Here is a 23,747-nt window from a genome sequence, read left to right on the forward strand (position 1 = left end):
TGCAACGGCCACTCACTGAGCCTCTTGCATTCGCAGAGGATGTCTACGACCAACCAGTGAAAGCGCCATGACCCCCACAAATGCGAAGCCATATGCTGTTCCTGCCTACAAGGAACGCACTGATGTCAATACCCGGAAGAGCAACTTCTGCCAGCCAGGCGTCACCCTGACGCAGGACGGCATCTGGACGCTCCGCATCGAGAGCCCTCTCAAAGCTGCCGAGTGGCGGGAATTGCTCGACGCCTTGACCAAATCCCCAGACTTGCAGATCAGCGAGTTGGTCGTGTCTAGGCAGACATTCGACACGGAAAGCAGCGCCTTGTTTGCAAGGTGCATCGGTCAAATGCCCGGACTGCAGTCCCTGCACCTCACTTTGTGCAGCATGCCTGCCGACAAGGTGAATTGGCCTCCCCTGACGAACCTGCAGAATCTGCATCTCGATTGGGCGGTTCAATCCTACGCTCTGTTGATGCACGTCCTGGAGACGTCGGCATTGACCAGGCTCTTCTTCCGGGGCGCGAGAGCTGACATCGGCATCGAAGGGCACGGCAATATCGCAAAGACTCTCGGGAGGCAAGACAAACTTCGCGACCTGACACTCAGGAACTTGCCGGCTGGTGCAGCGCTCGCGCCTGTTCTTAACACTTATGCCAGCAGCTTTCTAGAGCACCAGACAACACTTGCATGCTTGGATCTTTCCGACAACCCGCTGACTCAGAGCGAGTGCACGAGACTATGGGAAGTTCTTCAGAAAAAGACCGCGCTGACCAGCCTCTCACTTGCAGGGTGCTGGATGTACAACCGCGACGCATCGGATGCAGAGGCACTCGCACGCCTCGTCAGTCTGGAAAACCTTGTCAGCCTTGATCTCTCGGAGAACGATTTTCCTGAGTCGGTTGTACCAATGTGTTCAAGGCGCTGGCCGCCCATCCTAAGCTGGAACACCTCGACCTCCACGGTGTTTACATGGGCGACCCGCTCATCAATGCACTAGCCACCGTTCTTGAAAGTAGCGCGACCCTTGTTTCTCTGAAACTGGACATCACCACAGACTGGGCCTTCGAGGACTTGACGGAGGCAATGGAGCACAACCACTCACTTCGAACTCTTTCCAATCCGCGTCTTGAGACCCTCCGCTCCACGAACCCTGACGACTTTGGCGGCCTCTATCCGCACTATGTGGCTCTCACAAATTGCGTAGAGCGCAATCGGCGAGAATGGGAAAGATGGGAAAACTCAGCCCCATTCATCGAAGGCGGCATGAGGGTAATTTTGGGCAGAATGGCGGCATCTCAACTTCCGAAATATGCAATATCTGTCGAGCGGGTTCACAACGACATTGCAGGCTATGCAACTCAGATCGCGAAGAAAATGATTGGCAAGGACGCCATGGCCGTGACCCTTCTCAACAAATTGGCCCATGAAGAAGGCATGCGAGTGCTGAAGCCCAAGAATGAGCCAGAAAAGACTCAACCAGACGCGAGCTAATCACGCTCCAATCGAGGCGGTATTGACCTCGTCCCGGCCGCCGCCCTCACGCGCAATCAGCCCGGGCGGCCCGCTCCATAGGCGGACCGCGCCGCACCAGGCCTCACGTAAAGCCAAATGCCGAACAGCACCATCGGCACGCACAGCCACTGCCCCATGCTCATGTTGAGCGCCAGCAAGCCCAGGAAGTCGTCCGGCTCGCGGAAGAACTCCGCCGTGAAGCGCATCACCCCATACCCAATCAGGAACACCGCGGAGACGCGGCGCTCGCGCCGCTCCTTGCGCGCATACAACCAGAGGATCACGAAGAGCAACAGTCCTTCGAGCAGGAACTGGTAGACCTGCGAGGGATGCCGCGGCAGCATCGAGCCGCTCTGCGGGAACACCATACCCCACGGCAGGTCGGGGCTGCTGAAGCGCCCCCACAGCTCGCCGTTGATGAAGTTGCCCACCCGCCCCGCTGCCAGCCCGGTAGGCACGCAGGGCGCGACGAAATCCATCACCTGCCAGAACGGCCGCGAACGCGAACGCGCGAACCAGCCCATCGCGGCGATCACGCCGATCAGCCCGCCGTGGAAGCTCATGCCGCCCTGCCAGACGAAGAAGATCTCCAGCGGGTGCGTGAGGTAGTAGCCGGGCTTGTAGAACAGGCAGTAGCCCAGCCGCCCGCCGGCGATCACGCCCATGACGCCGAGGAAGAGGATGTCCTCGAGGTCCTTGCGCGTCCAGGCGCCCGGCCCGGTGATCGAGCGGAAGGGTTCGTGCCGCAGGCGGCGCGTGCCGAGGAAGTAGAACAGCGCGAAGGCGGCCAGGTAGGTCAGGCCATACCAGTGGATGGCGATCGGCCCGAGCTGCAAGGCCACGGGGTTGATCTGGGGGTACATGAGCATCGGGCTATTGTGCCGCGCGGTCCTTGCGCGCCCGTGGCAGCGGCGGCCGCATCCATGGGGTCATTGGCGTGCGGAGCCATTCGCAGCGATGAACTGCACGAATCGCGCGAGCGCAGGGTTGGCGCCGGCGGCGGGCCAGACCAGGCTGGTCTCGCAGGCCGGCAGCACGAGCGGCCGCCGCCGCGCAGCCGGCGCGAACTCGGCCGCCGCGCGGTAGACCACGCCGGCGCGCCGGAACTGCGTCACGCTCTCCGGCACCCAGGCCAAGCCCAGGCCGCCCCAGACCAGGTTGACGATGGTCTGCATCTGGATCGCCTCCTGCGCCACCTGCGGCGCGCGCCCGGCCGCGTGGTAGAGCCCGAAGATCGCGTCGTGCAGCGAGGGCACGATGCGACGCGGAAAGATCACGAGCGGCTCGGCCAGCGCCTCCGCCAGCGGCAGTTTCGGCCGGCGCGCCAGCGGGTGCCGCGCCGGCAGCGCCAGCACCAACGGCTCTTCCGTCACCGCCAGCCGCTCCAGCCCCGGCGGCGCGAAGCCGGGCGAATGCAGCATCAGGCCGGCATCGATCTCGCCGCGCGCGAAGGCCTCGAGCTGCACGTCGCCCGTGGCCTCGACCAGTTCCAGCGCGACCTCCGGGCACTGCAGGCGGAACTCGCGCACCCAGGCCGGCAGGCGCTCGAAACCGATGGTCGAGACGAAGGCGAGCCGCACCCGCCCCAGCTCGCCCGCTGCCGCCGCGCGGGCGCGGCCGGGCAGCGCCTGCGCGCGCGCCAGCAGCTCGCGCACCTCGGGCAGCAGCGCCTCGCCGGCCGGCGTAAGCGCCACGCGGCGGCGCGTGCGGTCGAAGAGCACGACGCCCAGCGTCTTCTCCAGCTGCGCGATGCCCTGCGTGACCGGCGGCTGCGTCATGTGCAGGCGCTGCGCCGCGCGCCCGAAGTGCAGCTCCTCGGCGACGGCGAGGAACTGGCGCCAGGCGCGCAGCTCGATGGAGGCTTCTCTCATACGCCGAGCATATCAATGGGCCCTTAAAAACGGATTGGAAGCAATCAGTCAATCGTCCGATACTTGCATTCCCCGATTCCCCCACGAGCAGAGACACGATGGACACCAAAGCTATCCAAATCAACCGCCGCAGCGCCAACATCGTCGAAGGCAAGTCGCGCGCCCCCAACCGCTCGATGTTCTACGCGATGGGCTACCAGGAAGGCGACTTCAAGAAGCCGATGGTCGGCGTGGCCAACGGCCACAGCACCATCACGCCCTGCAACTCGGGCCTGCAGAAGCTGGCCGATGCCGCCATCGCCGGCATCGAGGAAGCCGGCGGCAATGCCCAGGTCTTCGGCACGCCCACCATCTCCGACGGCATGGCCATGGGCACCGAGGGCATGAAGTACTCGCTGGTGAGCCGCGAGGTGATTTCCGATTGCATCGAGACCTGCGTCGGCGGCCAGTGGATGGACGGCGTGCTGGTCGTCGGCGGCTGCGACAAGAACATGCCCGGCGGCCTGATGGGCATGCTGCGCGCCAACGTACCGGCCATCTACGTCTACGGCGGCACCATCCTGCCGGGCAGGTACAAGGGCCAGGACCTGAACATCGTGAGCGTGTTCGAGGCGGTGGGCCAGAACGCCGCCGGCAACCTGAGCGACGAGGACTTGAACGAAATCGAGAAGCGCGCCATCCCCGGCACCGGCTCCTGCGGCGGCATGTACACCGCCAACACCATGAGTTCGGCCTTCGAGGCGCTGGGCATCTCCCTGCCCTACTCCTCGACCATGGCCAACCCGCACGACGAGAAGGCCAACTCGGCCAAGGAATCGGCCAAGGTGCTGATCGAGGCCATCAAGAAGGACCTCAAGCCGCGCGACATCGTGACCAAGAAGGCGATCGAGAACGCGGTGGCGGTGATCATGGCCACCGGCGGCTCGACCAACGCGGTGCTGCACTTCCTGGCCATCGCGCACACGGCCGGCGTGGAGTGGTCCATCGACGACTTCGAGCGCATGCGCAAGAAGGTGCCGGTGATCTGCGACCTGAAGCCCAGCGGCAAGTACCTCGCGGTCGACCTGCACCAGGCCGGCGGCATCCCGCAGGTCATGAAGATCCTGCTGAACGCGGGCCTGCTGCACGGCGACTGCATCACCATCAGCGGCCAGACCATCGCGGAGGTGCTGAAGGACGTGCCGGACCAGCCGCGCGCCGACCAGGACGTGATCCGCCCGATTTCGAATCCGATGTACGCCGAAGGCCACCTCGCCATCCTCAAGGGCAACCTGTCGCCCGAGGGCGCGGTGGCGAAGATCACCGGACTGAAGAACCCGGTCATCACCGGCCCGGCGCGCGTGTTCGACGACGAGCAGTCGGCGCTGCAGGCCATCCTCGACGGCAAGATCGTCGCCGGCGACGTGATGGTGCTGCGCTACCTCGGCCCCAAGGGCGGCCCCGGCATGCCGGAGATGCTGGCCCCGACCGGCGCGCTGATCGGCGCCGGCCTGGGCGAGAGCGTGGGCCTGATCACCGACGGCCGCTTCTCGGGCGGCACCTGGGGCATGGTGGTCGGCCACGTGGCGCCCGAGGCCGCGGCGGGCGGCACCATCGCCTTCGTCAAGGAGGGCGATTCGATCACCATCGACGCGCACCAGCTCAAGCTGGAGCTCAACGTGCCCGAGGCCGAGATCGCCAAGCGCCGCGAGGGCTGGAAGGCGCCGGCGCCGCGCTACACGCGCGGGGTGCAGGCCAAGTTCGCCTTCAACGCCTCGAGCGCGAGCTCGGGGGCGGTGCTCGACAAGTACTGATCCGGTCTCGGCGGCGGCAGGCCTACAATGGCCGCTGCTTCGCCAGACCGACTGAAGCAAACGCTAGGGGTGCCAGCCCGCGGCCCAAGGGTCGCAGGCCGGCTGAGAGAGTCCCTTTGAACCTGACTGAGGTAATCCTCGCGCAGGGAAGCTGGTCCGGCGGCCGCCGCGTCTTTGTCTCCTCTCGCGCGGTGGTCCTGCCGCCGTGGCCTCGCCCACCTGCCAAACACTTTGCAATGGAGCAAATGGATGGCAATCGAAACTCAAGGCAATGAAGCGCTGACGCCGCTCGCCGCAGGCAGCCGCGTGTTCCGCTGGCACGACCACCTGTCGCTGTGGTTCAGCCTCGGCGTCGGCCTGCTGGTGATGCAGATCGGTGCCTACCTAGTGCCGGCGGTCGGCACGCGCGATGCGCTGCTCGCGATCGTGCTGGGCTCGTGCATCGGCGCCGGGCTGCTGGCCTGGACCGCACGCCTGGGCTGCGAAAGCGGCCTGGCCAGCGCCGGCCTCATGCACGCGACCTACGGCAGCGCCTTCGCGCCGCTGCCGGTGGTGCTCAACATCGTGCAGCTGATCGGCTGGACCACCTTCGAGCTCGTGATCATGCGCGAGGGCACGCAGGCCATCGGCAAGCAGGCCTTCGGCTGGTCGCTCGATGGCAGCCTCGGCAGCCTGCTGACCACGCTGCTGTGGGGCGCGGTCCTGCTGGCGCTGCTGGCTGGTTCCATGGTCAAGCTGGTGCGGCGCTTCGTCAGCCGCTTCGGGCTGCCGCTGGTGCTGCTGTCGCTGCTGTGGCTCAGCTGGCAGTTCGCGATCCAGTTGCAGGCCAAGGGGCTGGACGCCTTCTGGTCGCGCCCGGGCAACGGCAGCATGGGCCTCTTCAGCGCGCTCGACCTGGTGATCGCGATGCCCGTCTCCTGGCTGCCGCTGGTGGCCGACTACGCACGCCACGGCCGGCGCAGCACCGGCGGGCTGGGCGGCGCCTTCTCGGGCACCTGGCTGGGCTATGCGCTCGCCAACATCTGGTGCTATGGCCTGGGCGTGATGGTGGCGAGCGCGGCCGAGCCGGGCAGCAACCTGGCGACGGCCCTGCTGCTGGCGCAGGGCGGCCTGGTGGCGCTGGGCCTGATCCTGATCGACGAACTCGACAACGCCTACGGCGACGTCTACTCCGGCTCGGTCTCCGCCCACAGCCTGAAGCCGCGCTGGAGCGTGAAGCGCTGGGGCCTCGTGCTCGCCGTGCTGTGCATCGGCTTCGCGCTGGTGCTGCCGATGCACACGCTGGAGCCCTTTCTGCTGCTGCTCAGTTCGGTCTTCGTGCCGCTCTACGGCGTGATCCTCGGGCGCCTGGGCACCGGAGAAACGCCGGCGTCGGTGGACACGCGCCGCGTCGACCTGGGTGCCGCGCTGATCTGGATCGCGGGCATCGCCGTCTACCACGGCTGCGCCAAGTGGGCGCCTCAGCTCGGTTCGGCCCTGCCCACGCTGGCCTTCACCTTCCTGCTGGCCTGGTTCACGCGCCAGGCAGCGGCAGGCGGACCGTCGGCACTGGCGCAAAGCCGTGGTTGAGGGGTCCATGGCCCGCACCGACCTTCACATCCGCACCGGCTGCCATCGCGGCCACCACGTAGCCGCGCGCGCGTTCGACGGCTTCCGGCAGCGCGTAGCCGAGCGCCAGGTGCGCCGCGATGGCCGAGGACAGGGTGCAGCCCGTGCCGTGCAGGTTGCGGCTCGCGATGCGCTCCGACGCCAGGCGCAGCCGCTCGCCATCGGCTTCGGCCAGCAGGTCCACGACGTCGTTGCCCGGCAGGTGGCCGCCCTTGAGCAGCACGGCGTGCGCGCCCAGCGCGAGCAGCTCGCTCGCCGCATCGTCGAGCGCGTCGACGCCGTCGATGGCATGGCCGATCAGCAGCGCCGCCTCGTCCAGGTTGGGCGTGACCACGGTCGCGCGCGGGAACAGCTCGCGCACCAGCACCTGCACGGTCTCGGCGGCGATCAGCCGGTCGCCGCTGGTGGCGACCATCACCGGGTCGAGCACCACCTTGTCGAGCTGGTAGTGGTCGATGGCCCAGGCCACCACCTCCACCACCTCGGGCGCATGCAGCATGCCGAGCTTGACCGCGTCGACGCCGATGTCTTCCACCACCGCCCGGATCTGGGCCTTGAGGAATTCCGGCGGCACGCCGTGGATGCCGGAGACGCCCAGTGTGTTCTGCGCGGTCAGCGCGGTGATGGCCGTCATGCCGTAGCAGCCCAGGGCCGAGAAGGTCTTGAGGTCGGCCTGGATGCCGGCGCCGCCGCCGCTGTCGGAACCGGCGATCGAGAGCACGCGCGCATAGCGGGAAGTTGCTTGGGTCATGCCGAAAATTATGGGCCACGCCATCGCGGCCCCTGCAGGAGGATATGCCGATGACCGCGCGCAGCGCACTTCCTTTCGCCTCGGCCGCGATCCTCGGCGCCGGGCTGATGGGCCGCCTGCTGGCCGTGGCGCTGGCCCGCGCCGGCTGCCGCGTCGAGCTCTTCGATGCCGGCGGACCGCAGGCCGATGGCTCGGCCGCCCGCGTCGCGGCCGCGATGCTGGCGCCGCTGGCGGAGTCGGCCGTGGCACCGCCCTCGATCGTGCGCATGGGGCACTACGGCCTCACGCGCTGGCCCGAGCTGCTGGGCGAGCTGGCGCAGCCCGTGTTCTTCCAGCGCGAAGGCACGCTGGTGTTGTGGCACCGGCAGGATGCCGCCGAGGCCGCGCGGCTGGCGCGCATGCTGGCGCGGACCGGTGAGCTGGTGCCCGAAGTGGCCGTGATGAAGACGGTGGACGCCGCCGGCATCGCCGCGCTGGAGCCCGCGCTGGGCCGCCGCTTCGCCCAGGGCCTGTTCTTGCCGCAGGAAGGCCAGCTCGACAACCGCGAGCTGCTCGCGTCCCTGCTCGCCACGCTGGAGGCCCTGCCGAACGTCAAGCTGCATTGGCACGCGCCGCGCAGCCTCGACGATTTCCAGCCCGGCGAGGGCGAGCGTGTCATCGACTGCCGCGGCCTCGGCGCCCGGCCGCAGTGGGGCGCGCTGCGCGGCGTGCGCGGCGAGGTCATCCGCGTGCATGCACCCGAGGTGGCGCTGACGCGGCCCATGCGCGTGGTGCATCCGCGTTACCCGCTTTACGTCGTGCCCAAGCCGAACCAGGTGTTCGTGATCGGCGCCACCGAAATCGAGTCCGAGGACATGTCGCCGGCCAGCGTGCGCTCCACGCTGGAGCTGCTGAGCGCGGCCTACGCGGTGCACAGCGGCTTCGCCGAGGCGCGCATCCTGGAGATCGCGACCCAGTGCCGCCCTGCCCTGCCCGACAACCTGCCGGCCTTCAGCCAGCCGCGCGCCCGCGTGATGCAGATCAACGGCCTTTACCGACACGGCTTCATGATTGCGCCGGTCATGCTCGACGTCGCGCTGGAGCTGCTGCGCGAAGGCCGCTCGGCGCTCGCGGGCCGCTTCGCGCTGGCGCCCAGCCTGGAGAAGATCGCAACATGAACGTCCTGATCAACGACAACCCGAAGACCCTGCCCGACGGCGCCACGCTGGCCGACGCCATCGCCCTGATCGAGGCGAAGCCGCCTTTCGCCGCAGCCGTGAATCGCCAGTTCGTGCCGCGCTCGAACCACGCGTCCCACGTCCTGCATCCCGACGACTGCATCGAAGTGATCCGCCCCGTGACGGGCGGCTGAAACCGGAGACCCACCCATCATGATGAACACGAACGCCGACGATCCCCTGGTGCTCTACGGCCAGGCCTTCCAGAGCCGCATGCTGCTCGGCACCTCGCGCTACCCCTCGCCCGACGTGCTCGAAGCCGCGGTGCGGCGCGCCCGGCCCGCAATGCTGACCGCATCGCTGCGCCGCCAGACCGGAACGCCCGGCAACGGCAGCGATGGCAACGGCTTCTGGGAGCTGCTGCGGCGCCTCGATGTGCCGGTGCTGCCCAATACCGCCGGCTGCCACAGCGTGCAGGAGGCCATCGCCACCGCGCAGATGGCGCGCGAAGTGTTCGACACGCCCTGGATCAAGCTCGAGCTGATCGGCGACGACTACACGCTGCAGCCCGACACCCTCAGCCTGGTCGAAACGGCCTCCCAGCTGATCCGCGACGGCTTCCATGTGCTGCCCTACTGCACCGAGGACTTGGTGGTCTGCCAGCGCCTGGTGGACGTGGGTTGCCAGGCCGTGATGCCCTGGGCCGCCCCCATCGGCACGGGCCGCGGGCCGGTCAATCCCTATGCAATGCAGGTGCTGCGCGAGCGGCTCTCGGTGCCGCTGCTGGTCGACGCCGGGCTGGGGCTGCCCTCGCATGCCTGCCAGGTGATGGAATGGGGCTACGACGGCGTGCTGCTCAACACCGCCGTGGCGCTGGCGCAGGATCCGGTCGCGATGGCCGGCGCATTCGCCGACGCGGTGCAGGCCGGACGCAGCGCACGGCTGGCGGGCGCGATGACCGCGCAGGATTCCGCGCAGCCCAGCACGCCGGTGCTGGGCACGCCCTTCTGGCATCACGCGAACTCGCAATGACGGCCATGAACGACCAGAACGACCAGAACGACATCGGGCGCGCGATCGTGGCGGCGCACGCGGCGCGCTTCGGCGAGACGGGCGACCGCCCGGCCTCCTTCTCTTCCGACGACGCGGTGTACCGCGGCGCCAAGACCGCCTGCGCGGCGCTGGGCTTTATCGAGGTCGATGCCGAGTGCCTGGCCCGCGCCTGGCAGGCGCAGACGCAACGCACCGGCGCCTTCGATGCGCAGGCCTGGCCCGAGCATCCGGCCGATTTCGGCATGCGCCCCTTCCCGCCGTCGGCGCGCGCCGATGCATTCCCGCCCTGCCCCGAGAAGCTCGGCCTCTACGCCGTGCTGCCCGATGCCGCCTGGGTCGGCCGCATGGCGCGCGCCGGCGTGCCGACGGTGCAGCTGCGCTTCAAGTCCGGCGATGCGGACGCGGTGAAGCGAGAAGTGCATGCGGCCGTGGAGGCCGTGCGCGGCACCAACGCCCTGCTCTTCATCAACGACCACTGGCAAGCTGCCATCGAGGCCCGCGCCTACGGCCTGCACCTGGGCCAGGAGGACCTCGACGCGCTTGACCCGCCGGAGCTCCAGGCCATCCGCGCCTCCGGCATCCGCCTGGGCGTCAGCACCCATGGCTACGCGGAGATGGTGCGCGCCGACGCCGTGAGCCCGAGCTACCTCGCCATGGGCGCGGTGTATCCGACCACGCTGAAGCAGATGGTCACCGCGCCCCAAGGAGTGGCGCGGCTGGCCGCCTACGCGCGCCTCATGCGCGGCTATCCGCAAGTGGGCATCGGCGGCGTCGACGCAGTACGGCTGCCCGACGTGCTGGCCACCGGCGTGGGCTCGGTGGCGGTGGTGCGGGCGTTGGTGGCCGAGGCCGATCCCGAGGCTGCGGCGGCTCGACTGATGAAGGCGATGGCCGCCGCTTGAGAATTTTTTCGCGATCCGCGCCAGGTGGTGCGGACCGGTAGGAAGGGCCAAAAAGTCACGCTATAATTTGAGGCTTGTTCCTCGATAGCTCAGTCGGTAGAGCGCCGGACTGTTAATCCGTAGGTCCCTGGTTCGAGCCCAGGTCGAGGAGCCACCTACAAGCCGCAAAGGCAATGGAGGCCCTGCTATCAAACTGGTAGCAGGGCCTTCTTCTTTGGGCGGCGATATTGGACAGTTTTTTGGACATGTCCAATATCCAGTGTTCCAAACGATGAATACGAGGAAGGCGCGCAGCTCAATATGCAGGTTCACAGCAGCATCCGGGAGTGCTTCGAGGCGGCTTGCGCCGATCTTCAGAAAACCATTCAGAGCGCCGTCCGCACGCTTCTGGAAGACAAACACCTCTACCAATCCGTCGTGGTGGAGGCAGACAAGGCCGTGGGCGCGCACAGGCTAAAAGTTGCGAGTGAAGAAGCGATCCGGGTCAGGCACTTTGCTGATGTTAAGAATTGGGCTTGGTACGCAGAGGAAGTATCGACACAGTTCGGCCGACCGGGAGATGACGCCTTTGCAGACCAGTCACTTCAATGGACTGCGCCAAGCATCAGAAGCTACTGCTCGACCTGTGATCGACGTGAACCTTTCAACCTGGCATCTGCTTTGAACTTGTTCAACCGTGCCAGCGGCCACGTCGGTGGCGTCGTGACAGCGGCAGGGAAGACGGAAGTATTCTCCATGTCCTACATCTGCCAAGGGTGCAAGGGCCCGCCAGAAGTGTTCACAATCCGCCGGGTCGGTCCCAAACTGACGCTTTGTGGACGCGCGCCGATGGAACACGTCGAGGTGCCTCGAACCATCCCGGCTTCGATCTCTCGTTTCTTCTCAGGAGCAGTCATTGCACACCAGTCAGGCCAAACCTTAGCCGGGCTGTTTCTGCTCAGGACCCTTTGCGAACAGTGGGCGCGCTTGTTCGCGTCGGCCTCTGACCGAGCAGACGCTGCTTTGGACGCGTACATGGACGGATTGCCGGTCGACTTCAAAGGCCGCTTCCCATCGCTGCGAACGATGTACGGCGAACTTAGCGAAGCGATCCACAGCGCGTACGCAGACACCGCCTTGTTCCAAGCTACCGCTCAGGCGATCACAGAACATTTCGAAGCGCGAAAGCTCTACAAGCTTTCTGATGCCACCCCTCAAGTCATCCGCGCCTGAACCGCTCCGCGGGCACCGCCCCCTTGCGCTTCACCTTCACCCAGTCGCGCGAGCGCTTCCCAGGCGTGTAAGGGCTGGTTGCCCACTTCGCCACCAGGCCCTCGAGCTTCAGGGGCAGCACGGCCTCGTGGAAGAAGCGATGGCCGTCGCTGTCGAAGTGCCCGACCACCAGGACGTTGGGTGGCGCAGGGTCCAGCAGGTCGGCCAGGGCCTGTTTGCGCTGCAGGAGGGGCACGGCGGTGATGTCCTTGCCGCCGTCGACCAGCAAGTCGAACACGCAGTAGGCGACTGGGTCGGCACCCTCGTACCACCGCCGGCGCCGCGCGCGGTCCTGGAGCCGATCGAAGTCGCTGCGCCCCAGTTCGTCGAGCACGCAGACCTCGCCATCGGTGACGTACGGGCCGCCAGGCACGGCGGCGAGGCTGCGCGCGACCTCCGGGAACCAGTTCGTCGCATCTGCGCCGTTGCGCGTGCGCAGCTCACATGCGCCCGTGCCGAACTTGGCCATCATCCGGTAGCCGTCGTACTTGAGCTCGTAGATCCAGCCGGGCTCTTCCAGGTTGAGCGGCCGCTCGTCGAGCAGCATCGGCCTGAGGGCGGCGAATTTGACCATGCCGACATCCTTGGGCCGGCGCCGCAGGTTGGCAATCCGAAGAAGCCGACGCGAGATGATGATCGGGGCCTACACACCCATCAGTCTGGCGCGAGGACGTTGTGCCTGCCAACTGGGAGAACGCCATGCCTGACGACACTAGCAAGACCGGCAGTGATCGGAAGTTCATCTCGCTCGAGCAGTACTACGAGCTGCGAGATTGGGCGGAGAGCCTGGGCTGCACGCCTGAGCAGCTGCGCGACGCCGTCAAGGCCGTGGGCAACTCGGCTGACAAGGTGCGCGAGTACCTCTCGGCGAGGCGCGCCAAACGTGCGGTGCGCTAAGTGCCGTGATTCGGGTTGGGTCTGCGAAGACCACCCGGACCGCCCCTCCGACGTGGTCACCGAGGGCGGATGCGACTGCGGCGGCGCGGCCGCCCCCTGCACCTGCAATCCCGGTGCGATCTTCGAGGGCTGGGTGGAGGTGTTCGCAGTGAACGATCCCGAGCAGGTGGAACCGTCGGTGCACTGAGGCGCGCGCCACCGCTGTCCGGCGGGCGCTAGAACAGAGAAGGCTCCTCGGCCGCCGGCGGCTCCTTCGGCCTGGCCCGCTCCGGTTTAGGTTTCGGGGCACGCGGCGGATCAGGCGGCGCGGGCCCGGCGTCGAAGATCTCGGCCGGCGCCAGCTTGAGCAGCTGCTGCGCCTGGTCGACGGTCCCCTCGAGCCACTGGTCGAAGTCGCCCGCCTCGATCGGGATCACCGAGCGCTTGTCCTGCAGCTCGAGCGGCAGCTTCACCTTCGTCTTCGGGTCCACCTCGGGCTTGTGCATGCGGCCCATGAGCGGGTGCGCGTCCGCGTTGAGGGTGAGCATGGTGTAGCTCTCGAACTCGTCGCCCGTGGCCTTGTCGGTCCAGACGTTCCAGAGCCCGGCCAGGCCCCAGGGCGCGCTGTCAGCGCGGCGGAAGCGCCACCACTCGCACCTTGGGAACGGCTCCTCGTACGGCCCCCAGTACGGCTCGTCGAAGCTCGCGGCGGGGATGATGCACCGCTGGCCACGCTTCCACGGGTCTTTGTAGCTGGCCTTCTCCGCCAGCTCCTCGCTGCGGGCGTTGTTCGTCGGGTACTTGAGCTTCGGCTCCTTGGCGAACCAGGGGATGAGCCCCCACTGCCCCACCACCAGCTCGCGTTCGTAGCCCGTGGCGTCGCGCCGGCGGCGGATGAAGGGGCCAGGCGCCCTCGGGAAGATGTCTCGCGTCCACGGAGGCGTCTGGCGCGCGCCGACGTGCCAAAACCGCTCGATCTCCTTGATCTCCGGGCTCTCGTATCGATTGCACATCCGCGCGATTCTGCGTCAAACTATACTGGATGCATACACAGTATGAGAGTCCGAGTTTCTCTGATGCGCAACGCCGGGCGGTGGCTCACCTGGAACCAGAAGCCGCGCGAGTTCACGGGCGCGCTGCTGAGCAGCCGAGCCGGGAAGACCGACGAGCAGGGGATCACCTACCTCTACCTGGGGGACGACGGACCGAAGCTGTACGACGCGAGGTTCGTGTCCGTGCTCGGCAACGAGTTGCGGCTCGTAGGCGTCGAAAAGTTCGAGTCAGCCTGGGTGGTCCAGGAGTGGAACTGCGAGATCCTCGCAGTGGAGTAGCGGCCCTGCCCAAGGAAAACTGTGGCTCAGGGCACGTTCCCCATCGAGTAGGACAGCATCGGGCCCGCCACCATGAAGCGCCCGCAGCGCTGCGCCCCTTCCGCAGGAAGCGGATAGGCCTTGCCGCGGTAGGAGAACGGCAGGATGCGGAAGCTCTTCAGGAAGCCTTGCCCGTCGCACACCGCCAGGCTGCCGGTCCGCTGGTCGTAGGAGTCAGCCAGCTCGGCCCACATCGGATCTAGGTCTTTGTCGCGGAGGCTGAAGCGCTCGAACGCCGTCTTGCCACCGTCCAGCAGGCTGAACTGGTAGAAGCGCACTGCGCGACTGCCTCGGGCGCAGAACATCAGCATGTGGCTCATCGCATGCGGCTTGTTGTCCCCCTCCTCGGGGCTCCAGGCGATGCCTTGCAGGTCGATGGGGTAGTCCTTCACGTTGCCCGCATGCGTGATGTTGCTGCCCAGCCCGGTGATGCGGTTGATCTCCTTGATCTCGGAGGCGGCCGGTGTCCCCAGCACCTCGGTGATCGGGGTGGTCTGGCGCACCGGCTTGCAGCCCGTGACCCACTTGCCCACCTCGCGCACGATCACGGTTCCGCTCTCCAGCACGGTCCACAGGGCTGGCACACGAGCGTCCGCCCGCCAGCCCGTGAAGGTCGGCGTGGGGTTGCGGCGCTCGTTGTACTTGTTCCAGTAGCCGTAGCCGATGGTGCTGACGATGGCGCGGACGCGCCCGCCTCCGGCCTCGGTCTTGATGACCTTGGGCAGGTAGGGAGAGCCCGCCGCCAGCAGGTACGGCCACTGGTTGTCGGCCATGCCGACCATCGGCAGCTGGGTCTTGGCGTTGTTGTCGGCACTGCCGAAGTACATGTCGTTGAAGTAGCCGATCAGGGGCTTCAGGTCGATGAAGCACTCCCGCTGCTCGGGATAGCTGCCCACCGCCAGGAGGCCATCCTTGGCATAGGTCTCGTACCAGACGCCGCCCGGCTGGAACTTGGCAAGGTTGTCCTTCAGCGGGTAGCTGTTCTCCGCGACGTTGCCGGGGTCGTTGCCCTGCGCCACGATCTGATTGAAGCCCGTCACGCCCGTCATCACCCGGCAGCAGGTCGGCGCCTTCATGTCGTCGGGCAGCGGCACGTAGCCCACGATCTTCATGAAGCCGATGTTGCCCTGGTTGAACAGGCCCGGCTTGACCCCGCACAGCCATTCGTTCCACCACTCGTGCCAGGGCAGCGGGCCGTCGATGGGCTGGCCAGGGCGCACGCAGCCGAGCGCGATCACCACGACCTCGCCCCGGAAGGTCTTCCAGTTCATGAGGGTGGCGTAGACGAACTCGTTGCAGTCGCTCACGTCCATCGAGGTGACGGAGTAGCCCACCGGGAGCTGCACGTAGGCCAAGCTGCCTGGCGCGGTGGCGGTGCCGATGTTGAAGATCACCGCGCCACGGTCCTCGGTGCCCTGGGTGGCAAGGATCGAGTTGCGCGTCACCCCTGTGTCGCCCGGGCCGGCATGGCGGATCTGGTAGACCACCTTGTCGGTGTTCCTGAGGATGCCCTTGGCGATGTAGTCGCGCAGTTGCTGCGGCACGGGGTCGCGGCCGTCCTGCCAGAAGACATCGGGGTTGAGCGAGATGCAGCCACGGTCCTTCGCCATCGTGGTCAAGCGCACGATCGAGGTCAGCAGGGTGGCGCCCAGCACGAGACCTGCGCCCGAGTTGTTCACGTAGTCGCCCATCGCCTTGTTCTCGGGGCCGCCGAACTGGTACAGCGAGCGCCCTCCCCCATAGCCATCGGTGATGGTCCCAACGATGGGGGCCAGGGGCAGCTCGGGAGAATCGTTTACCGACGAGGCCTCGCCGTAGCGCATCTTCATGGCGCGCGGTCCGGTCCAGTCCTTGGCAACCTCGTCGTAGGCGCTGCGGACGATCACGCCGCTGGCATCCACGATGTCACCCTCGATCGCGCTCGGCGCCGGGGCCGGTGGGGGCGCTGGAGGTGCAGGCGGCGGCTCAGGATCTGGCGGAGGGCCGGAGGCGGTTCCGGGCGCCGGAGGTGGAGCGGGTGGCGGCTCCGGTGCGAGGCGCCGGAGGGGGTGGCTCGGGGGCCGGGGCGGGCGGTTGCGGCGCAGGAGCTGGGGGCTCAGGTGCGGGTGCTGGTGGCTCTGGTGCCGGGGGCCGGTGCGGGAGGCTCGGGCGCCGGCGGTGCCGGAGGCATCACGATGCCGAGCGCGTCGAGCAGGAAGGTGACCGGCTCGCCGTACTGGCCGTTCTCGTCGGCCTGGCTGATGGAGATCTTGACGAGGCGCATGAGAGGTCTTCCTTGCGGTGATAGACCTCCGCAATTCTTCGCGCGCGCCCTCGCGCGGTCGAACTCTACTGGGGTGCCCCAGGCTTCCTCCTTCAGAATGGTGTCTTGATGCGCCTCACCCTCCTGTGCCTCGCGCTCCTCCTGCCGGCCGCCGTCGAAGCGCGCATCCCGCGCGACCGAGCTGAGGTTCGGGCCTTCCGAGCAGAGAACCCCTGCCCCTCCACCGGCCTACGGCGCGGCCGTTGCGATGGGTGGCAGGTTGACCACGTGGAACCGCTGTGCGCCGGCGGCGCGGACAAGCGCGCAAACCTGCAGTGGATCTCGACCGAAGATCATCGCTTCAAGACCTACGTCGACGTGCGGGAGTGCCGGAAGCAGCGCCGGGCGAACACTCAGCCCTGACTTACCGCTCAGGGCTTTTTTTTGGGCGGCGCGGGCACCTCGATTCGGGTCCGCTTGCGAATCTCGACGGTCCGACCGTCTGCCAGTTTCACGCGCACCTTGCTCGGCGGCGGCGCAGGGGGAGGAGTAGCTTCCACGGCCTGCGCAACGCGTTTTGCAGATGGCGCGCTGCCAACGTCCCGAAGCTGATCGATTTGCATCTTGATCTCGTCCGAGCGCTGGTCGAGCGCCTGCAGTTGCTCCCGAATGCGCCCTACCCTGCCCGCATGCTTCTCCACTGCAAACGAATCCTCGCCCTTGTGAGCGGCGTCCAAGTCTTCCAGCGCGTCCGCGAGCGGGTTGTGCAAGGCCGTGATTTGCGACTGCAAGCCGAGTAGTTGCCCTTCAAGCATGGCAATGTTCGACTGCCGTTGGCTTTCGAGCATAGAGCGCATCACTGCTTCCTGCTTCGCGAGTGCAGCCGAAATCCTCTCTTCGGTTGGATCCGCCGCGGCTGCAGCATGGGGAAACGTAGCAGCCCATTTCTCAGGAGCTCGCGTGCGTGGCTTTTTCTCCGCCCTGACGACCTGCGCCCTGACATATTCCGTGAGCTCTTCGAAAGTCATGTCCACAGATGACCCATCTCGCTTCAGCGATCTTATTGGCCCGGCTAGCTTGAGTTCCACCTGCGTAGGCATTTCAGCCAGAGAGCGCTCAAGCCTCTCGACGATTTCGCTGTTCATCGATCGCTTGTTCTTCGCCGCAGCCTCGGCAATACGGTCGCGCATGTCCCCGGGCAGCCGCACCATGAATTTCGCGGCTGCGTCACTGGGGTACTTTTCTTGTTCCATTTGCGCAATCGTACTGTCAAGTCGACACCTTTCTGATGTGGCGACTTGACACTAGTAGCGACTCGACATACATTTTTGCTGTCGTATGGACAAACATAAGGAATCAAGATGGCACGACTGAAGGTCGACACTTGGCGCGGCGCGATCAGGATGCCGCTGCCTCTTGCTCAATGGTTGCAGGCCCGAGCAGATGCCAACTACCGCTCTTTGAACGCGGAGTTGGTCGAGATGGTGCGGAGGGCCAAGGAAGACGAGTCGACGTCGGCTCCGATGCCGTTGGAGCCGACGAAAGGATCACCGTGAGAAATTGGCAGGCTGACCTTGCGCGATGCCAAGCCGCTTCCATAAGCTGTGCGCAAAGAAAGAAGCCCGACTGCGTCAACAGCCGGGCTTCGAATGACAGCCGAACGTACTACAGAACGGATATCTAAATGAACAATAGCACACAGCGTGCCACGCACGCAAACGTCTTCGCCCTGCCCACAGCGGCTGCCTCGCTCGTCGTGCAGCATCCGCGCCACGGCCGCTATCCCAGCAGCATTGCGAGCATCGCTCGAGCGAGAACGGCGCGCGCCGCGCGCTTGGACAGTCAGAAGGTCCTCGCTCGAGAGCGCGATCACCTGATCGGCGCCCTGCTCTACAGCCAAGCCCGTCTGCGGGAAATCAACGCCGAACTGCACATAGGAAAGACGGGGGCACGCTAAGAGGGTAGGGCGTCGCCAGCGCCAGGTGATACGACACCAAATCAGTGGGTGAGAAGGCTGGGTTGAGCCAGGGCTTCCAGAGTCGCGCGCGCTTCGGCGAATTCCGGTTTCTCTCGGCGGCGCTCGTTCATCAGCTGCGAGCCGACCTGGCCCTTTACCTTCGAGGGCATTTCTCGGCGCTCCAGTTCGAGCAGTTGCTCGGTGATGGACTTTTCGGCCCTGGCCAGCCGCTCCGCTACCTCCTCGAAGGCGTTCAGGAAACGGATGCGGACCTCGCGGGCGTCGTCGCCCGAGAAGCCCATGGCCAGCTCAGACAAGCCTTTGGCTGTCATCCTGAACATCGCCAGCCGCCGGCCGGTCGAGTCGAAGTAGACGCTGGGCTGAAAATTCAGCCGAGCATGCTCAGCAATGAGCTCGCGGCCGCTCCTTAGCATGCGGTCGATGGTTTGCAGCACGTTCTTGTGCCGCTTGCCGAACGCAAGCGCGACGGCGCGGGTGTCGGTGACAAGCTCCGCGCCGTCGCGGGCGATGAAGACGGTCAGGTCATCGATGTAGCTCATCGCTCAGCCCTCCACGCCCATCAAGCGCTTGATATCGGCGACCGGCCATGCCAGTCGGCCATTCACGCGCAGCGGCTTGAGCGGACCTTCACCTTTGCATGCCCAGAGGTGCAAGGTCTTAATCGATCGGCTGAGATGATGGGCAGCTTCTGCAGACGGTATTGCGGAGCGGGTTTCACGCTCCAGAGGAATGACAGCCCTGGCTACCATGATGCGCACCCTTGAGTGGTTGAACATGGTTTCTCATTCTTCGCATGGGTCGCATTTCTCCAATCCATACGGGGGGTATCGGCTGGCAACAGCGACAGCGCTTGCGAAGTATTTGGCTCCTGAAGCAGGCCCCTGCTACATTCCGGGCTGTGACGACCTACCTCTTCATCAAGCTTTTGGCCTTCGGCGTAGGTGCGTTCTGCTGGGGATGGTGGTGCTCGGTTAACGGTCGCGATTTGTCAGGCCGACGGGTAGGCCAGCGGCCGCCAAACGAGCCACCTCCGACTCAGCGGGGCGACTGAGGCCCAGCCTCGGGCCGTCGACCGTCGGCGCCTTTGTGATCCCGCGCTGCATGGTTTGCGAAAGCGCCGCGGCCCGCGCAAGCGGGCGCGCAACCAGGTGCAGGGCTGCCGCCGGGCCGAATGCGGCGGACCCCAATGCCGCACCTCCAAAATCTAGCGGGCTGATGCCGGGCTGAGAGCCGATCTGCTCGACTGCCTGCGTTGCTTTCGGGAACGCGGCTGAAAACTCTGCGGCCTTCTTCAAGTCACCGGTCAGGCGGCCCTTCTTCAAGGCGGCGACCAACTTGCGCCCATCGATGGTGCCGGTGCTGGGATTCGTCGCCCGCTCGACGTCATACACCCGCGCGAGCGTCTGCCGCGCGTTGCGATAGCCGGCGAGCAATTCAGGCTTGCCCTGGGCGGTGAGGTTGCGGTCGATCAAATCTTCGAGCGCGCCGGACACCTTGTTTTGCACTCGTCCAAGTGCCTGCTTCTCCGGGTCGCTGAAGGCGGACTTGTTGGCGTTCGCGCTCGCACGCAAGCGCTTGATCGCCTCGATTGCGCTCTGCGCATCGAAAGCGGTCTTGCCTGCGAAACTGTCGACCAGAGCCTCGACATCCTTGTGGATCACTTCGGGGAAATCGGCCTTCAACTGCTTCGAGCTCGCTCCGACTTTTTCGAGTGCGCCACGGAACGCGTCGTCGGCAGTGAAGGTGCCGGCGCGGCCGAGAGCGTCGTATGCTTGATTCGCGCGAGCACGGACAGCTGCCAGGCCTTCCGGTGTCAGATCTTCTGCGCCGATCGCTTCTCGCGCGATCTTGTTGAGGAAGCCCTGATTCCTCGAACTCGCCTGTTGCGCGACGCTTGCTTTCCCCGCGTAACCCTCGACCGCTCGATTCACCAGGGTCGGCTTGACCATCGATGGCGGCACGATCAGTCCACTTTCCGCTCCTGCAGCGGCGGCGTCGCGGAGGCCCGTCGGCACCTCTGGCCCTCGCATTGCTTGCTGCGCCCGAAAGCCAGCTACGCCAAGGCCGCGCACAACAGCCGGCAGTGCAGCACCAATCGCGGCACCCGTCGCGGCATCATTCGGATCCACGAGCGCAGTGGTCGCCGCGCCGCCGATGGCGCCACCGGCAACGCGGGTGGCCAAGCCAGCGCCATCTGCGCTCAACCCGCCTGTTTCGATCGCCCGCCCCAGGGCTGCAACTCGTGGTGCAGCGCTGGCGACGCCAGCAGCCCGCACTCCCGCGCCGAGGGCAGCACCCGCAGGGGCAGCGATGGCGACCTGGCCAGCGATGCGCCCCACATCGGCGGCCGTGCTGTCGCTGTACGTCTTGTCGAAGTCGGACTTGCCGGTCTCATTGAGGGCGGCGACTCGATCGCCCTCTTTCGAGCTGAATGCGTTGGCCAGCACCTGCGCCGGCTTGTCGATCACGTCTCGAACTCCGCGCACGAAGCCAGCGCCCAGGCCTTCGATCGTGCCCACTGCGGGCGCCGGCGCAGCGTATTTCGTCCAGGGCCCCGCCTCAGCCGGCGGCACAGCGGCGGCGGCCGGCGGCGCTGCCTGGTACTTCTCCCACGGGCCGGCCATTACGACTTCCTCCAGCTCTTCGGGTCAGCCGGATCGCCGCCGAGGAAGGTGTACCCGCCATCCTGGGCGCCGGCCTGCGGTGCCGACGGGCGAGTGCTCGCGGCCGCAGGGTTGGCGGCCGCTGCAGGCGTAGGAGACAGCTGGGCAGCAGCCGGGGTCTCCGGCCCTCGCACCTGCGCCACACGCTTGTCGGAGTCCGGTACCTCGGCGAGGATGCCGCGCGTGGCCAGCAGCCGGTTCTGCCGCTTCTGCTCGATGACCTTCTCGCCATCGCCAGGCTGCGGGAAGTACTGCTTCCGGGCATTGTCGAACTCGTGATCGGCGATGGCCGCGCCCGACTCGCGACGCAGTGCGGCATTGATGAAGTCGCGCTGCGCCTGCTCGACCTGCTGCTGCTCGGCGCTCTGCGTGAAGTTGGCGAGGCCGCCGGCACCCACCGTCTCGGCCGCGCGCTTGATGAGCCCAGGCTGGTTGACCCCCTTCGACGCCAGGCTGTCCAGGAGGTCGCCAGCGGTCTGCATGCGCGTGCCGAACTGCAGCGCCTTCGCCTGCGTATCGTTCAGCGGCGCGCGCGAGCCGCGCACCGAAGGATCGGCCGGACCGCCTGGAACGAACTCGAGGGTGCCGTCCGTTTTTCGCCGATAGCCTGCGGGCGACTCGCCCGCGACCTTGGCTGCCTCGATCTCCAGCCGCTTCCGCGCGATCGCGTTGGTCTCGGCGTTCTGCGCGTCAGCGATCCTCGCGCGCGCCTCGGTGCCGCGCTCGGCGATCAGTGCGCGAGCTGTGTCGCCAGCTTCGGCCTGCGCAGTCCTTGCAGCTTGCGCGCGCAGCTGGATGGGCGTCAGTGCCGCCTGCACCGCGGCCTCATCTCCCTGGAAGCCACGGCGCGGAGACCAGGAGCCACGTGCGGCCGCGGTGCGCAGAGCCGCGCCTTCGTTGAACTCGGCGTTCCGGTTCGCATAGTCGGCACCGATCACGGCGACGCCCGGCGTCGGGTCGCTGGGTTTGCGCACCTTCTGCAGATCTTGCTGGTGGGCGATGTCTCGGTTCAGTTGGCCGAGAGTATCCGTCGAGCCCGGCAAAGCGGTGACGCTGCCGGCGGCCGGGTAACTCGGTGCCGCGGCTGCAGGCGCAGCGACAGGCGCAGCAGCAGCCGGAGCGGGCTCCGCAGCAGCCGCCGGAGGCGCTGCAGGATCTTGGTAGGCGCTGCTGCGCGGATCCGTTGTGGCATTGAGGCGCTGCGCGGAAGGTGCAGCGGCCGGCGGCGCGGGGGGTGCGACGGTGACCGCGGGCGCGAACGTCTGGCCTTCAGGGCCGCTCGTGGCGGTGACGCCCTGGCGTAGCCGATTCGCCAGCCCGTAGGTGCGCGCGTCGCCAGCCAACTGCGGATAGAGGCCGAACGCAGCCCCTCCGCTCTGTGGCGCTGCTGCCGCCGCATCGCGGCGTCGCTGCTCTTCGTCATCGACCAGACCACCATCGGCATAGCCCGCGCGCTTCTTCTTCAGCCCTAAGCCGCCAGGCGCAACACACGAGCCATCGACCACACCGCCGTCGCGATAGGCCACGAACTGGCCCCCAGTGCGGTTCGAGTACGGCGCCGGCGGCGGAGGGAGCGGTACCGGAGCCGCGGCGGCCGGCGCAGCTGCTGGTGTCGCCGCGGGTGCAGGAGCAGCAGGGGGCGGAGGCGTCGAAATGCCGCCGTAGGCCGCAAACGTCGGCTGGCTGGCCGGTCGCTGCAGGCCGAGCCCCGGAGCCGGCGCCGTCGGCGTGGCGGGTGCCGCTGGTGCTGCAGCTGGCCGCAAGCCCAACCCTGGCGCCGAGTTGGACGCCTGCAGGCTGGCAATCTGCGCCTTCGTGTCGGCCAGGCTGCCAAGCGCATTCGGTCGGCCGATCCCCGACGCAGGATTGAAAGTGCTCGGCGGTTGCGCAGGTTGTGGTTGAGGTGCGGCTTGGCGCCCGAGGTCGTACGTGCGCAACACCTGCCCGCCCACCGAAGGCGCTGCAGGCGCTGGCGCGCCGGATAGGCCAACCGGCGGCGCGCGGTATGGCGCGGCGGCCGGCGCCGGCACGCCAGTCGGCACCACCGTGACGGAAGGATCGCTCGCTGCCGCCGCTGCGTCGCCGAAGCTACGCGGACGGCTCGGGTCATCGATCAACCCGCCATCGGCGCGCCTGGTCAGGCCGAGCTTGGGACCATCGTCAGCAGGCTTGTGCGTGATGTCCTTCAACGCGGTGAGCACCGCGGCGCCGAGGCCATGAACCTTCTCTGGCGTCACTTCGAATTCGCCGTTGCTGACCATCGCCGGAACGGTGTCGGGCAGCCGCTCGAGGTTCTGGGCGCCGAGCGTTGCGGTCGAATCGGCCGGCATGATGAACGCACCCAGGGGCAGATCGCGGGGGATCGAATCGGAGGTGCCGGTACCGGGGCCCCTGACCATTCCCCCGTCCTTCAGGCCTGCTGCCTTCATGCGCCGATCCAGCGCAGTGTTGCCGGCATAGTTGCTGACGTTGCCCAGGCCACCAGGCGCAGCAGGCGCTTCCGCTGGAGCCGGTGCCGGCGCGGGGGCAGCTGCAGGCGGCGACGTGTTGCCGTAGATCCGGTCGGTGATCCGTCGCACGATCCCGCCGTCGGCGTAGTGCTGCACCTCCGTGTGCCGCGTGCGCGCCAGAGAGGCGCCGGCGTTGCCAGGCTGGGAATCGGTCATGTGCGGGGGCCTTTCAGGATGCCCGGCATTCTTCGCGCGCGTGCGCGAGCGGCCAAA

At 66.9% G+C, this 23,747-nt stretch carries 27 protein-coding genes, 1 tRNA gene and 1 riboswitch; of the genes, 16 read left to right on the plus strand and 12 right to left on the minus strand.

Annotation, left to right across the window (positions count from 1 at the left end):
• Positions 1–67: 67 nt before the first annotated feature.
• Both GXN78_RS00935 and GXN78_RS00940 read left to right on the plus strand, forming a co-directional pair.
• Positions 68–994 (plus strand): hypothetical protein, encoded by a 927-nt coding sequence (locus GXN78_RS00935; RefSeq protein WP_106558446.1) that lies wholly within the window; start codon positions 68–70, stop codon positions 992–994.
• Entirely contained in the window at positions 967–1,488 is a 522-nt protein-coding gene (locus GXN78_RS00940) for a hypothetical protein (protein ID WP_106558447.1), read from the plus strand. Before GXN78_RS00935 ends, GXN78_RS00940 begins: the two co-directional genes overlap by 28 nt.
• 56 nt (positions 1,489–1,544) lie before the next feature.
• Here the strand turns inward: GXN78_RS00940 and lgt are convergent, their stop codons facing one another.
• Positions 1,545–2,378, minus strand: coding sequence for a prolipoprotein diacylglyceryl transferase (gene lgt, locus GXN78_RS00945; protein WP_106558448.1), 834 nt, complete (start codon positions 2,376–2,378; stop codon positions 1,545–1,547).
• A 60-nt stretch (positions 2,379–2,438) separates the two neighbouring features.
• The gene (locus GXN78_RS00950) at positions 2,439–3,380 is read right to left on the minus strand and encodes a LysR family transcriptional regulator (protein ID WP_106558449.1); all 942 of its coding nucleotides are present in this window, start codon (positions 3,378–3,380) and stop codon (positions 2,439–2,441) included.
• Positions 3,381–3,478: 98 nt separating this feature from the next.
• Here GXN78_RS00950 and ilvD point away from each other — a divergent pair, with 98 nt between their 5' ends.
• The gene (gene ilvD / locus GXN78_RS00955) at positions 3,479–5,173 is read left to right on the plus strand and encodes a dihydroxy-acid dehydratase (RefSeq protein WP_106558450.1); all 1,695 of its coding nucleotides are present in this window, start codon (positions 3,479–3,481) and stop codon (positions 5,171–5,173) included.
• 55 nt (positions 5,174–5,228) lie between these two features.
• Positions 5,229–5,339: riboswitch (TPP riboswitch) on the plus strand.
• An 83-nt stretch (positions 5,340–5,422) separates the two neighbouring features.
• Positions 5,423–6,742: a cytosine permease gene (locus tag GXN78_RS00960; protein WP_106558451.1), complete on the plus strand. Its 1,320-nt coding sequence runs from the start codon at positions 5,423–5,425 to the stop codon at positions 6,740–6,742.
• Here GXN78_RS00960 and thiD read toward each other — a convergent pair.
• Positions 6,687–7,532, minus strand: coding sequence for a bifunctional hydroxymethylpyrimidine kinase/phosphomethylpyrimidine kinase (gene thiD, locus GXN78_RS00965; RefSeq protein WP_106558452.1), 846 nt, complete (start codon positions 7,530–7,532; stop codon positions 6,687–6,689). The genes GXN78_RS00960 and thiD overlap by 56 nt on opposite strands.
• A 50-nt stretch (positions 7,533–7,582) precedes the next feature.
• Between thiD and GXN78_RS00970 the strand changes: the two genes are divergently transcribed.
• The 6 genes from GXN78_RS00970 to GXN78_RS00995 all read left to right on the plus strand — a co-directional run bounded on the left by GXN78_RS00970 (position 7,583) and on the right by GXN78_RS00995 (position 11,856).
• Positions 7,583–8,689, plus strand: a complete 1,107-nt coding sequence (locus GXN78_RS00970) for an FAD-dependent oxidoreductase (protein WP_106558453.1) — start codon at positions 7,583–7,585, stop codon at positions 8,687–8,689.
• Positions 8,686–8,883: a sulfur carrier protein ThiS gene (gene thiS, locus GXN78_RS00975; RefSeq protein WP_106558454.1), complete on the plus strand. Its 198-nt coding sequence runs from the start codon at positions 8,686–8,688 to the stop codon at positions 8,881–8,883. The genes GXN78_RS00970 and thiS overlap by 4 nt, the downstream gene beginning before the upstream one ends.
• 19 nt (positions 8,884–8,902) lie before the next feature.
• Positions 8,903–9,721, plus strand: coding sequence for a thiazole synthase (locus tag GXN78_RS00980; protein ID WP_106558455.1), 819 nt, complete (start codon positions 8,903–8,905; stop codon positions 9,719–9,721).
• On the plus strand, positions 9,718–10,644 hold the full coding sequence (locus GXN78_RS00985; RefSeq protein ID WP_181360601.1) for a thiamine phosphate synthase: 927 nt from the start codon (positions 9,718–9,720) through the stop codon (positions 10,642–10,644). The genes GXN78_RS00980 and GXN78_RS00985 overlap by 4 nt, the downstream gene beginning before the upstream one ends.
• A gap of 78 nt (positions 10,645–10,722) precedes the next feature.
• A tRNA-Asn gene (locus GXN78_RS00990) sits at positions 10,723–10,798 on the plus strand.
• Positions 10,799–10,944: 146 nt separating this feature from the next.
• Entirely contained in the window at positions 10,945–11,856 is a 912-nt protein-coding gene (locus GXN78_RS00995; protein ID WP_106558456.1) for a hypothetical protein, read from the plus strand.
• Here the strand turns inward: GXN78_RS00995 and GXN78_RS01000 are convergent.
• Entirely contained in the window at positions 11,843–12,469 is a 627-nt protein-coding gene (locus tag GXN78_RS01000; protein WP_239142562.1) for an RNA ligase family protein, read from the minus strand. The genes GXN78_RS00995 and GXN78_RS01000 overlap by 14 nt on opposite strands.
• A gap of 125 nt (positions 12,470–12,594) precedes the next feature.
• On the opposite strand from GXN78_RS01000, the gene GXN78_RS01005 reads away from it, so the two are divergent.
• Both GXN78_RS01005 and GXN78_RS01010 read left to right on the plus strand, forming a co-directional pair.
• Positions 12,595–12,792 (plus strand): DUF3606 domain-containing protein, encoded by a 198-nt coding sequence (locus GXN78_RS01005; RefSeq protein WP_106558457.1) that lies wholly within the window; start codon positions 12,595–12,597, stop codon positions 12,790–12,792.
• Positions 12,779–12,979, plus strand: coding sequence for a hypothetical protein (locus GXN78_RS01010; protein WP_106558458.1), 201 nt, complete (start codon positions 12,779–12,781; stop codon positions 12,977–12,979). The genes GXN78_RS01005 and GXN78_RS01010 overlap by 14 nt, the downstream gene beginning before the upstream one ends.
• Before the next feature lie 28 nt (positions 12,980–13,007).
• Here the strand turns inward: GXN78_RS01010 and GXN78_RS01015 are convergent, their stop codons facing one another.
• Positions 13,008–13,784 carry an SOS response-associated peptidase family protein gene (locus tag GXN78_RS01015; protein WP_106558459.1) on the minus strand — a complete coding sequence of 259 codons (777 nt, stop codon included), beginning with the start codon at positions 13,782–13,784 and terminating at the stop codon, positions 13,008–13,010.
• Between the two features lie 63 nt (positions 13,785–13,847).
• On the opposite strand from GXN78_RS01015, the gene GXN78_RS01020 reads away from it, so the two are divergent.
• Positions 13,848–14,102 carry a hypothetical protein gene (locus GXN78_RS01020; protein ID WP_106558460.1) on the plus strand — a complete coding sequence of 85 codons (255 nt, stop codon included), beginning with the start codon at positions 13,848–13,850 and terminating at the stop codon, positions 14,100–14,102.
• Positions 14,103–14,128: 26 nt separating this feature from the next.
• Here the strand turns inward: GXN78_RS01020 and GXN78_RS01025 are convergent, their stop codons facing one another.
• Complete coding sequence (locus GXN78_RS01025; protein WP_106558461.1) at positions 14,129–16,042, minus strand: hypothetical protein; 1,914 nt, start codon at positions 16,040–16,042, stop codon at positions 14,129–14,131.
• A 194-nt stretch (positions 16,043–16,236) separates the two neighbouring features.
• Positions 16,237–16,404 (minus strand): hypothetical protein, encoded by a 168-nt coding sequence (locus GXN78_RS40750; protein WP_204162193.1) that lies wholly within the window; start codon positions 16,402–16,404, stop codon positions 16,237–16,239.
• 108 nt (positions 16,405–16,512) lie between these two features.
• Between GXN78_RS40750 and GXN78_RS01035 the strand changes: the two genes are divergently transcribed.
• Positions 16,513–16,806, plus strand: a complete 294-nt coding sequence (locus tag GXN78_RS01035; RefSeq protein ID WP_181360458.1) for an HNH endonuclease signature motif containing protein — start codon at positions 16,513–16,515, stop codon at positions 16,804–16,806.
• Positions 16,807–16,814: 8 nt separating this feature from the next.
• Here the strand turns inward: GXN78_RS01035 and GXN78_RS41875 are convergent, their stop codons facing one another.
• Entirely contained in the window at positions 16,815–17,636 is an 822-nt protein-coding gene (locus GXN78_RS41875; protein ID WP_106554136.1) for an Arc family DNA-binding protein, read from the minus strand.
• A gap of 108 nt (positions 17,637–17,744) precedes the next feature.
• Here GXN78_RS41875 and GXN78_RS01045 point away from each other — a divergent pair, with 108 nt between their 5' ends.
• Entirely contained in the window at positions 17,745–17,939 is a 195-nt protein-coding gene (locus GXN78_RS01045; RefSeq protein ID WP_106554135.1) for an Arc family DNA-binding protein, read from the plus strand.
• A 128-nt stretch (positions 17,940–18,067) separates the two neighbouring features.
• Positions 18,068–18,340 carry a hypothetical protein gene (locus GXN78_RS01050; protein ID WP_106554134.1) on the plus strand — a complete coding sequence of 91 codons (273 nt, stop codon included), beginning with the start codon at positions 18,068–18,070 and terminating at the stop codon, positions 18,338–18,340.
• 41 nt (positions 18,341–18,381) lie between these two features.
• Here the strand turns inward: GXN78_RS01050 and GXN78_RS01055 are convergent, their stop codons facing one another.
• The 4 genes from GXN78_RS01055 to GXN78_RS01070 form a co-directional block, all read right to left on the minus strand.
• Complete coding sequence (locus GXN78_RS01055; RefSeq protein WP_106554133.1) at positions 18,382–18,900, minus strand: Rha family transcriptional regulator; 519 nt, start codon at positions 18,898–18,900, stop codon at positions 18,382–18,384.
• A 3-nt stretch (positions 18,901–18,903) separates the two neighbouring features.
• Positions 18,904–19,137: a DNA-binding protein gene (locus tag GXN78_RS01060; protein WP_239142563.1), complete on the minus strand. Its 234-nt coding sequence runs from the start codon at positions 19,135–19,137 to the stop codon at positions 18,904–18,906.
• 195 nt (positions 19,138–19,332) lie between these two features.
• Positions 19,333–20,985 (minus strand): hypothetical protein, encoded by a 1,653-nt coding sequence (locus GXN78_RS01065; RefSeq protein WP_106554132.1) that lies wholly within the window; start codon positions 20,983–20,985, stop codon positions 19,333–19,335.
• Complete coding sequence (locus GXN78_RS01070; protein ID WP_164255335.1) at positions 20,985–23,690, minus strand: hypothetical protein; 2,706 nt, start codon at positions 23,688–23,690, stop codon at positions 20,985–20,987. Before GXN78_RS01070 ends, GXN78_RS01065 begins: the two co-directional genes overlap by 1 nt.
• Positions 23,691–23,747 lie beyond the last annotated feature (57 nt).

The organism is Variovorax sp. WS11, assembly GCF_010499245.1.
GTDB lineage: Bacteria > Pseudomonadota > Gammaproteobacteria > Burkholderiales > Burkholderiaceae_C > Variovorax.

Coding starts and splice junctions, on each gene's coding strand:
- GXN78_RS01055 (WP_106554133.1), bottom strand. CDS start 18,900: ATGAGCTACATCGATGACCTGACCGTCTTCATCGCCCGCGACGGCGCG.
- GXN78_RS01060 (WP_239142563.1), bottom strand. CDS start 19,137: ATGTTCAACCACTCAAGGGTGCGCATCATGGTAGCCAGGGCTGTCATT.
- lgt (WP_106558448.1), bottom strand. CDS start 2,378: ATGCTCATGTACCCCCAGATCAACCCCGTGGCCTTGCAGCTCGGGCCG.
- GXN78_RS00940 (WP_106558447.1), top strand. CDS start 967: ATGGGCGACCCGCTCATCAATGCACTAGCCACCGTTCTTGAAAGTAGC.
- GXN78_RS01020 (WP_106558460.1), top strand. CDS start 13,848: ATGCGCAACGCCGGGCGGTGGCTCACCTGGAACCAGAAGCCGCGCGAG.
- GXN78_RS01065 (WP_106554132.1), bottom strand. CDS start 20,985: ATGGCCGGCCCGTGGGAGAAGTACCAGGCAGCGCCGCCGGCCGCCGCC.
- GXN78_RS01070 (WP_164255335.1), bottom strand. CDS start 23,690: ATGACCGATTCCCAGCCTGGCAACGCCGGCGCCTCTCTGGCGCGCACG.
- GXN78_RS00980 (WP_106558455.1), top strand. CDS start 8,903: ATGATGAACACGAACGCCGACGATCCCCTGGTGCTCTACGGCCAGGCC.
- GXN78_RS01050 (WP_106554134.1), top strand. CDS start 18,068: ATGAACAATAGCACACAGCGTGCCACGCACGCAAACGTCTTCGCCCTG.
- GXN78_RS00935 (WP_106558446.1), top strand. CDS start 68: ATGACCCCCACAAATGCGAAGCCATATGCTGTTCCTGCCTACAAGGAA.
- GXN78_RS01005 (WP_106558457.1), top strand. CDS start 12,595: ATGCCTGACGACACTAGCAAGACCGGCAGTGATCGGAAGTTCATCTCG.
- ilvD (WP_106558450.1), top strand. CDS start 3,479: ATGGACACCAAAGCTATCCAAATCAACCGCCGCAGCGCCAACATCGTC.
- GXN78_RS00950 (WP_106558449.1), bottom strand. CDS start 3,380: ATGAGAGAAGCCTCCATCGAGCTGCGCGCCTGGCGCCAGTTCCTCGCC.
- thiS (WP_106558454.1), top strand. CDS start 8,686: ATGAACGTCCTGATCAACGACAACCCGAAGACCCTGCCCGACGGCGCC.
- GXN78_RS01045 (WP_106554135.1), top strand. CDS start 17,745: ATGGCACGACTGAAGGTCGACACTTGGCGCGGCGCGATCAGGATGCCG.
- GXN78_RS00960 (WP_106558451.1), top strand. CDS start 5,423: ATGGCAATCGAAACTCAAGGCAATGAAGCGCTGACGCCGCTCGCCGCA.
- thiD (WP_106558452.1), bottom strand. CDS start 7,532: ATGACCCAAGCAACTTCCCGCTATGCGCGCGTGCTCTCGATCGCCGGT.
- GXN78_RS00985 (WP_181360601.1), top strand. CDS start 9,718: ATGACGGCCATGAACGACCAGAACGACCAGAACGACATCGGGCGCGCG.
- GXN78_RS41875 (WP_106554136.1), bottom strand. CDS start 17,636: ATGGAACAAGAAAAGTACCCCAGTGACGCAGCCGCGAAATTCATGGTG.
- GXN78_RS01015 (WP_106558459.1), bottom strand. CDS start 13,784: ATGTGCAATCGATACGAGAGCCCGGAGATCAAGGAGATCGAGCGGTTT.
- GXN78_RS00970 (WP_106558453.1), top strand. CDS start 7,583: ATGACCGCGCGCAGCGCACTTCCTTTCGCCTCGGCCGCGATCCTCGGC.
- GXN78_RS00995 (WP_106558456.1), top strand. CDS start 10,945: ATGCAGGTTCACAGCAGCATCCGGGAGTGCTTCGAGGCGGCTTGCGCC.
- GXN78_RS01000 (WP_239142562.1), bottom strand. CDS start 12,469: ATGGTCAAATTCGCCGCCCTCAGGCCGATGCTGCTCGACGAGCGGCCG.
- GXN78_RS40750 (WP_204162193.1), bottom strand. CDS start 16,404: ATGCGCCTCGTCAAGATCTCCATCAGCCAGGCCGACGAGAACGGCCAG.
- GXN78_RS01035 (WP_181360458.1), top strand. CDS start 16,513: ATGCGCCTCACCCTCCTGTGCCTCGCGCTCCTCCTGCCGGCCGCCGTC.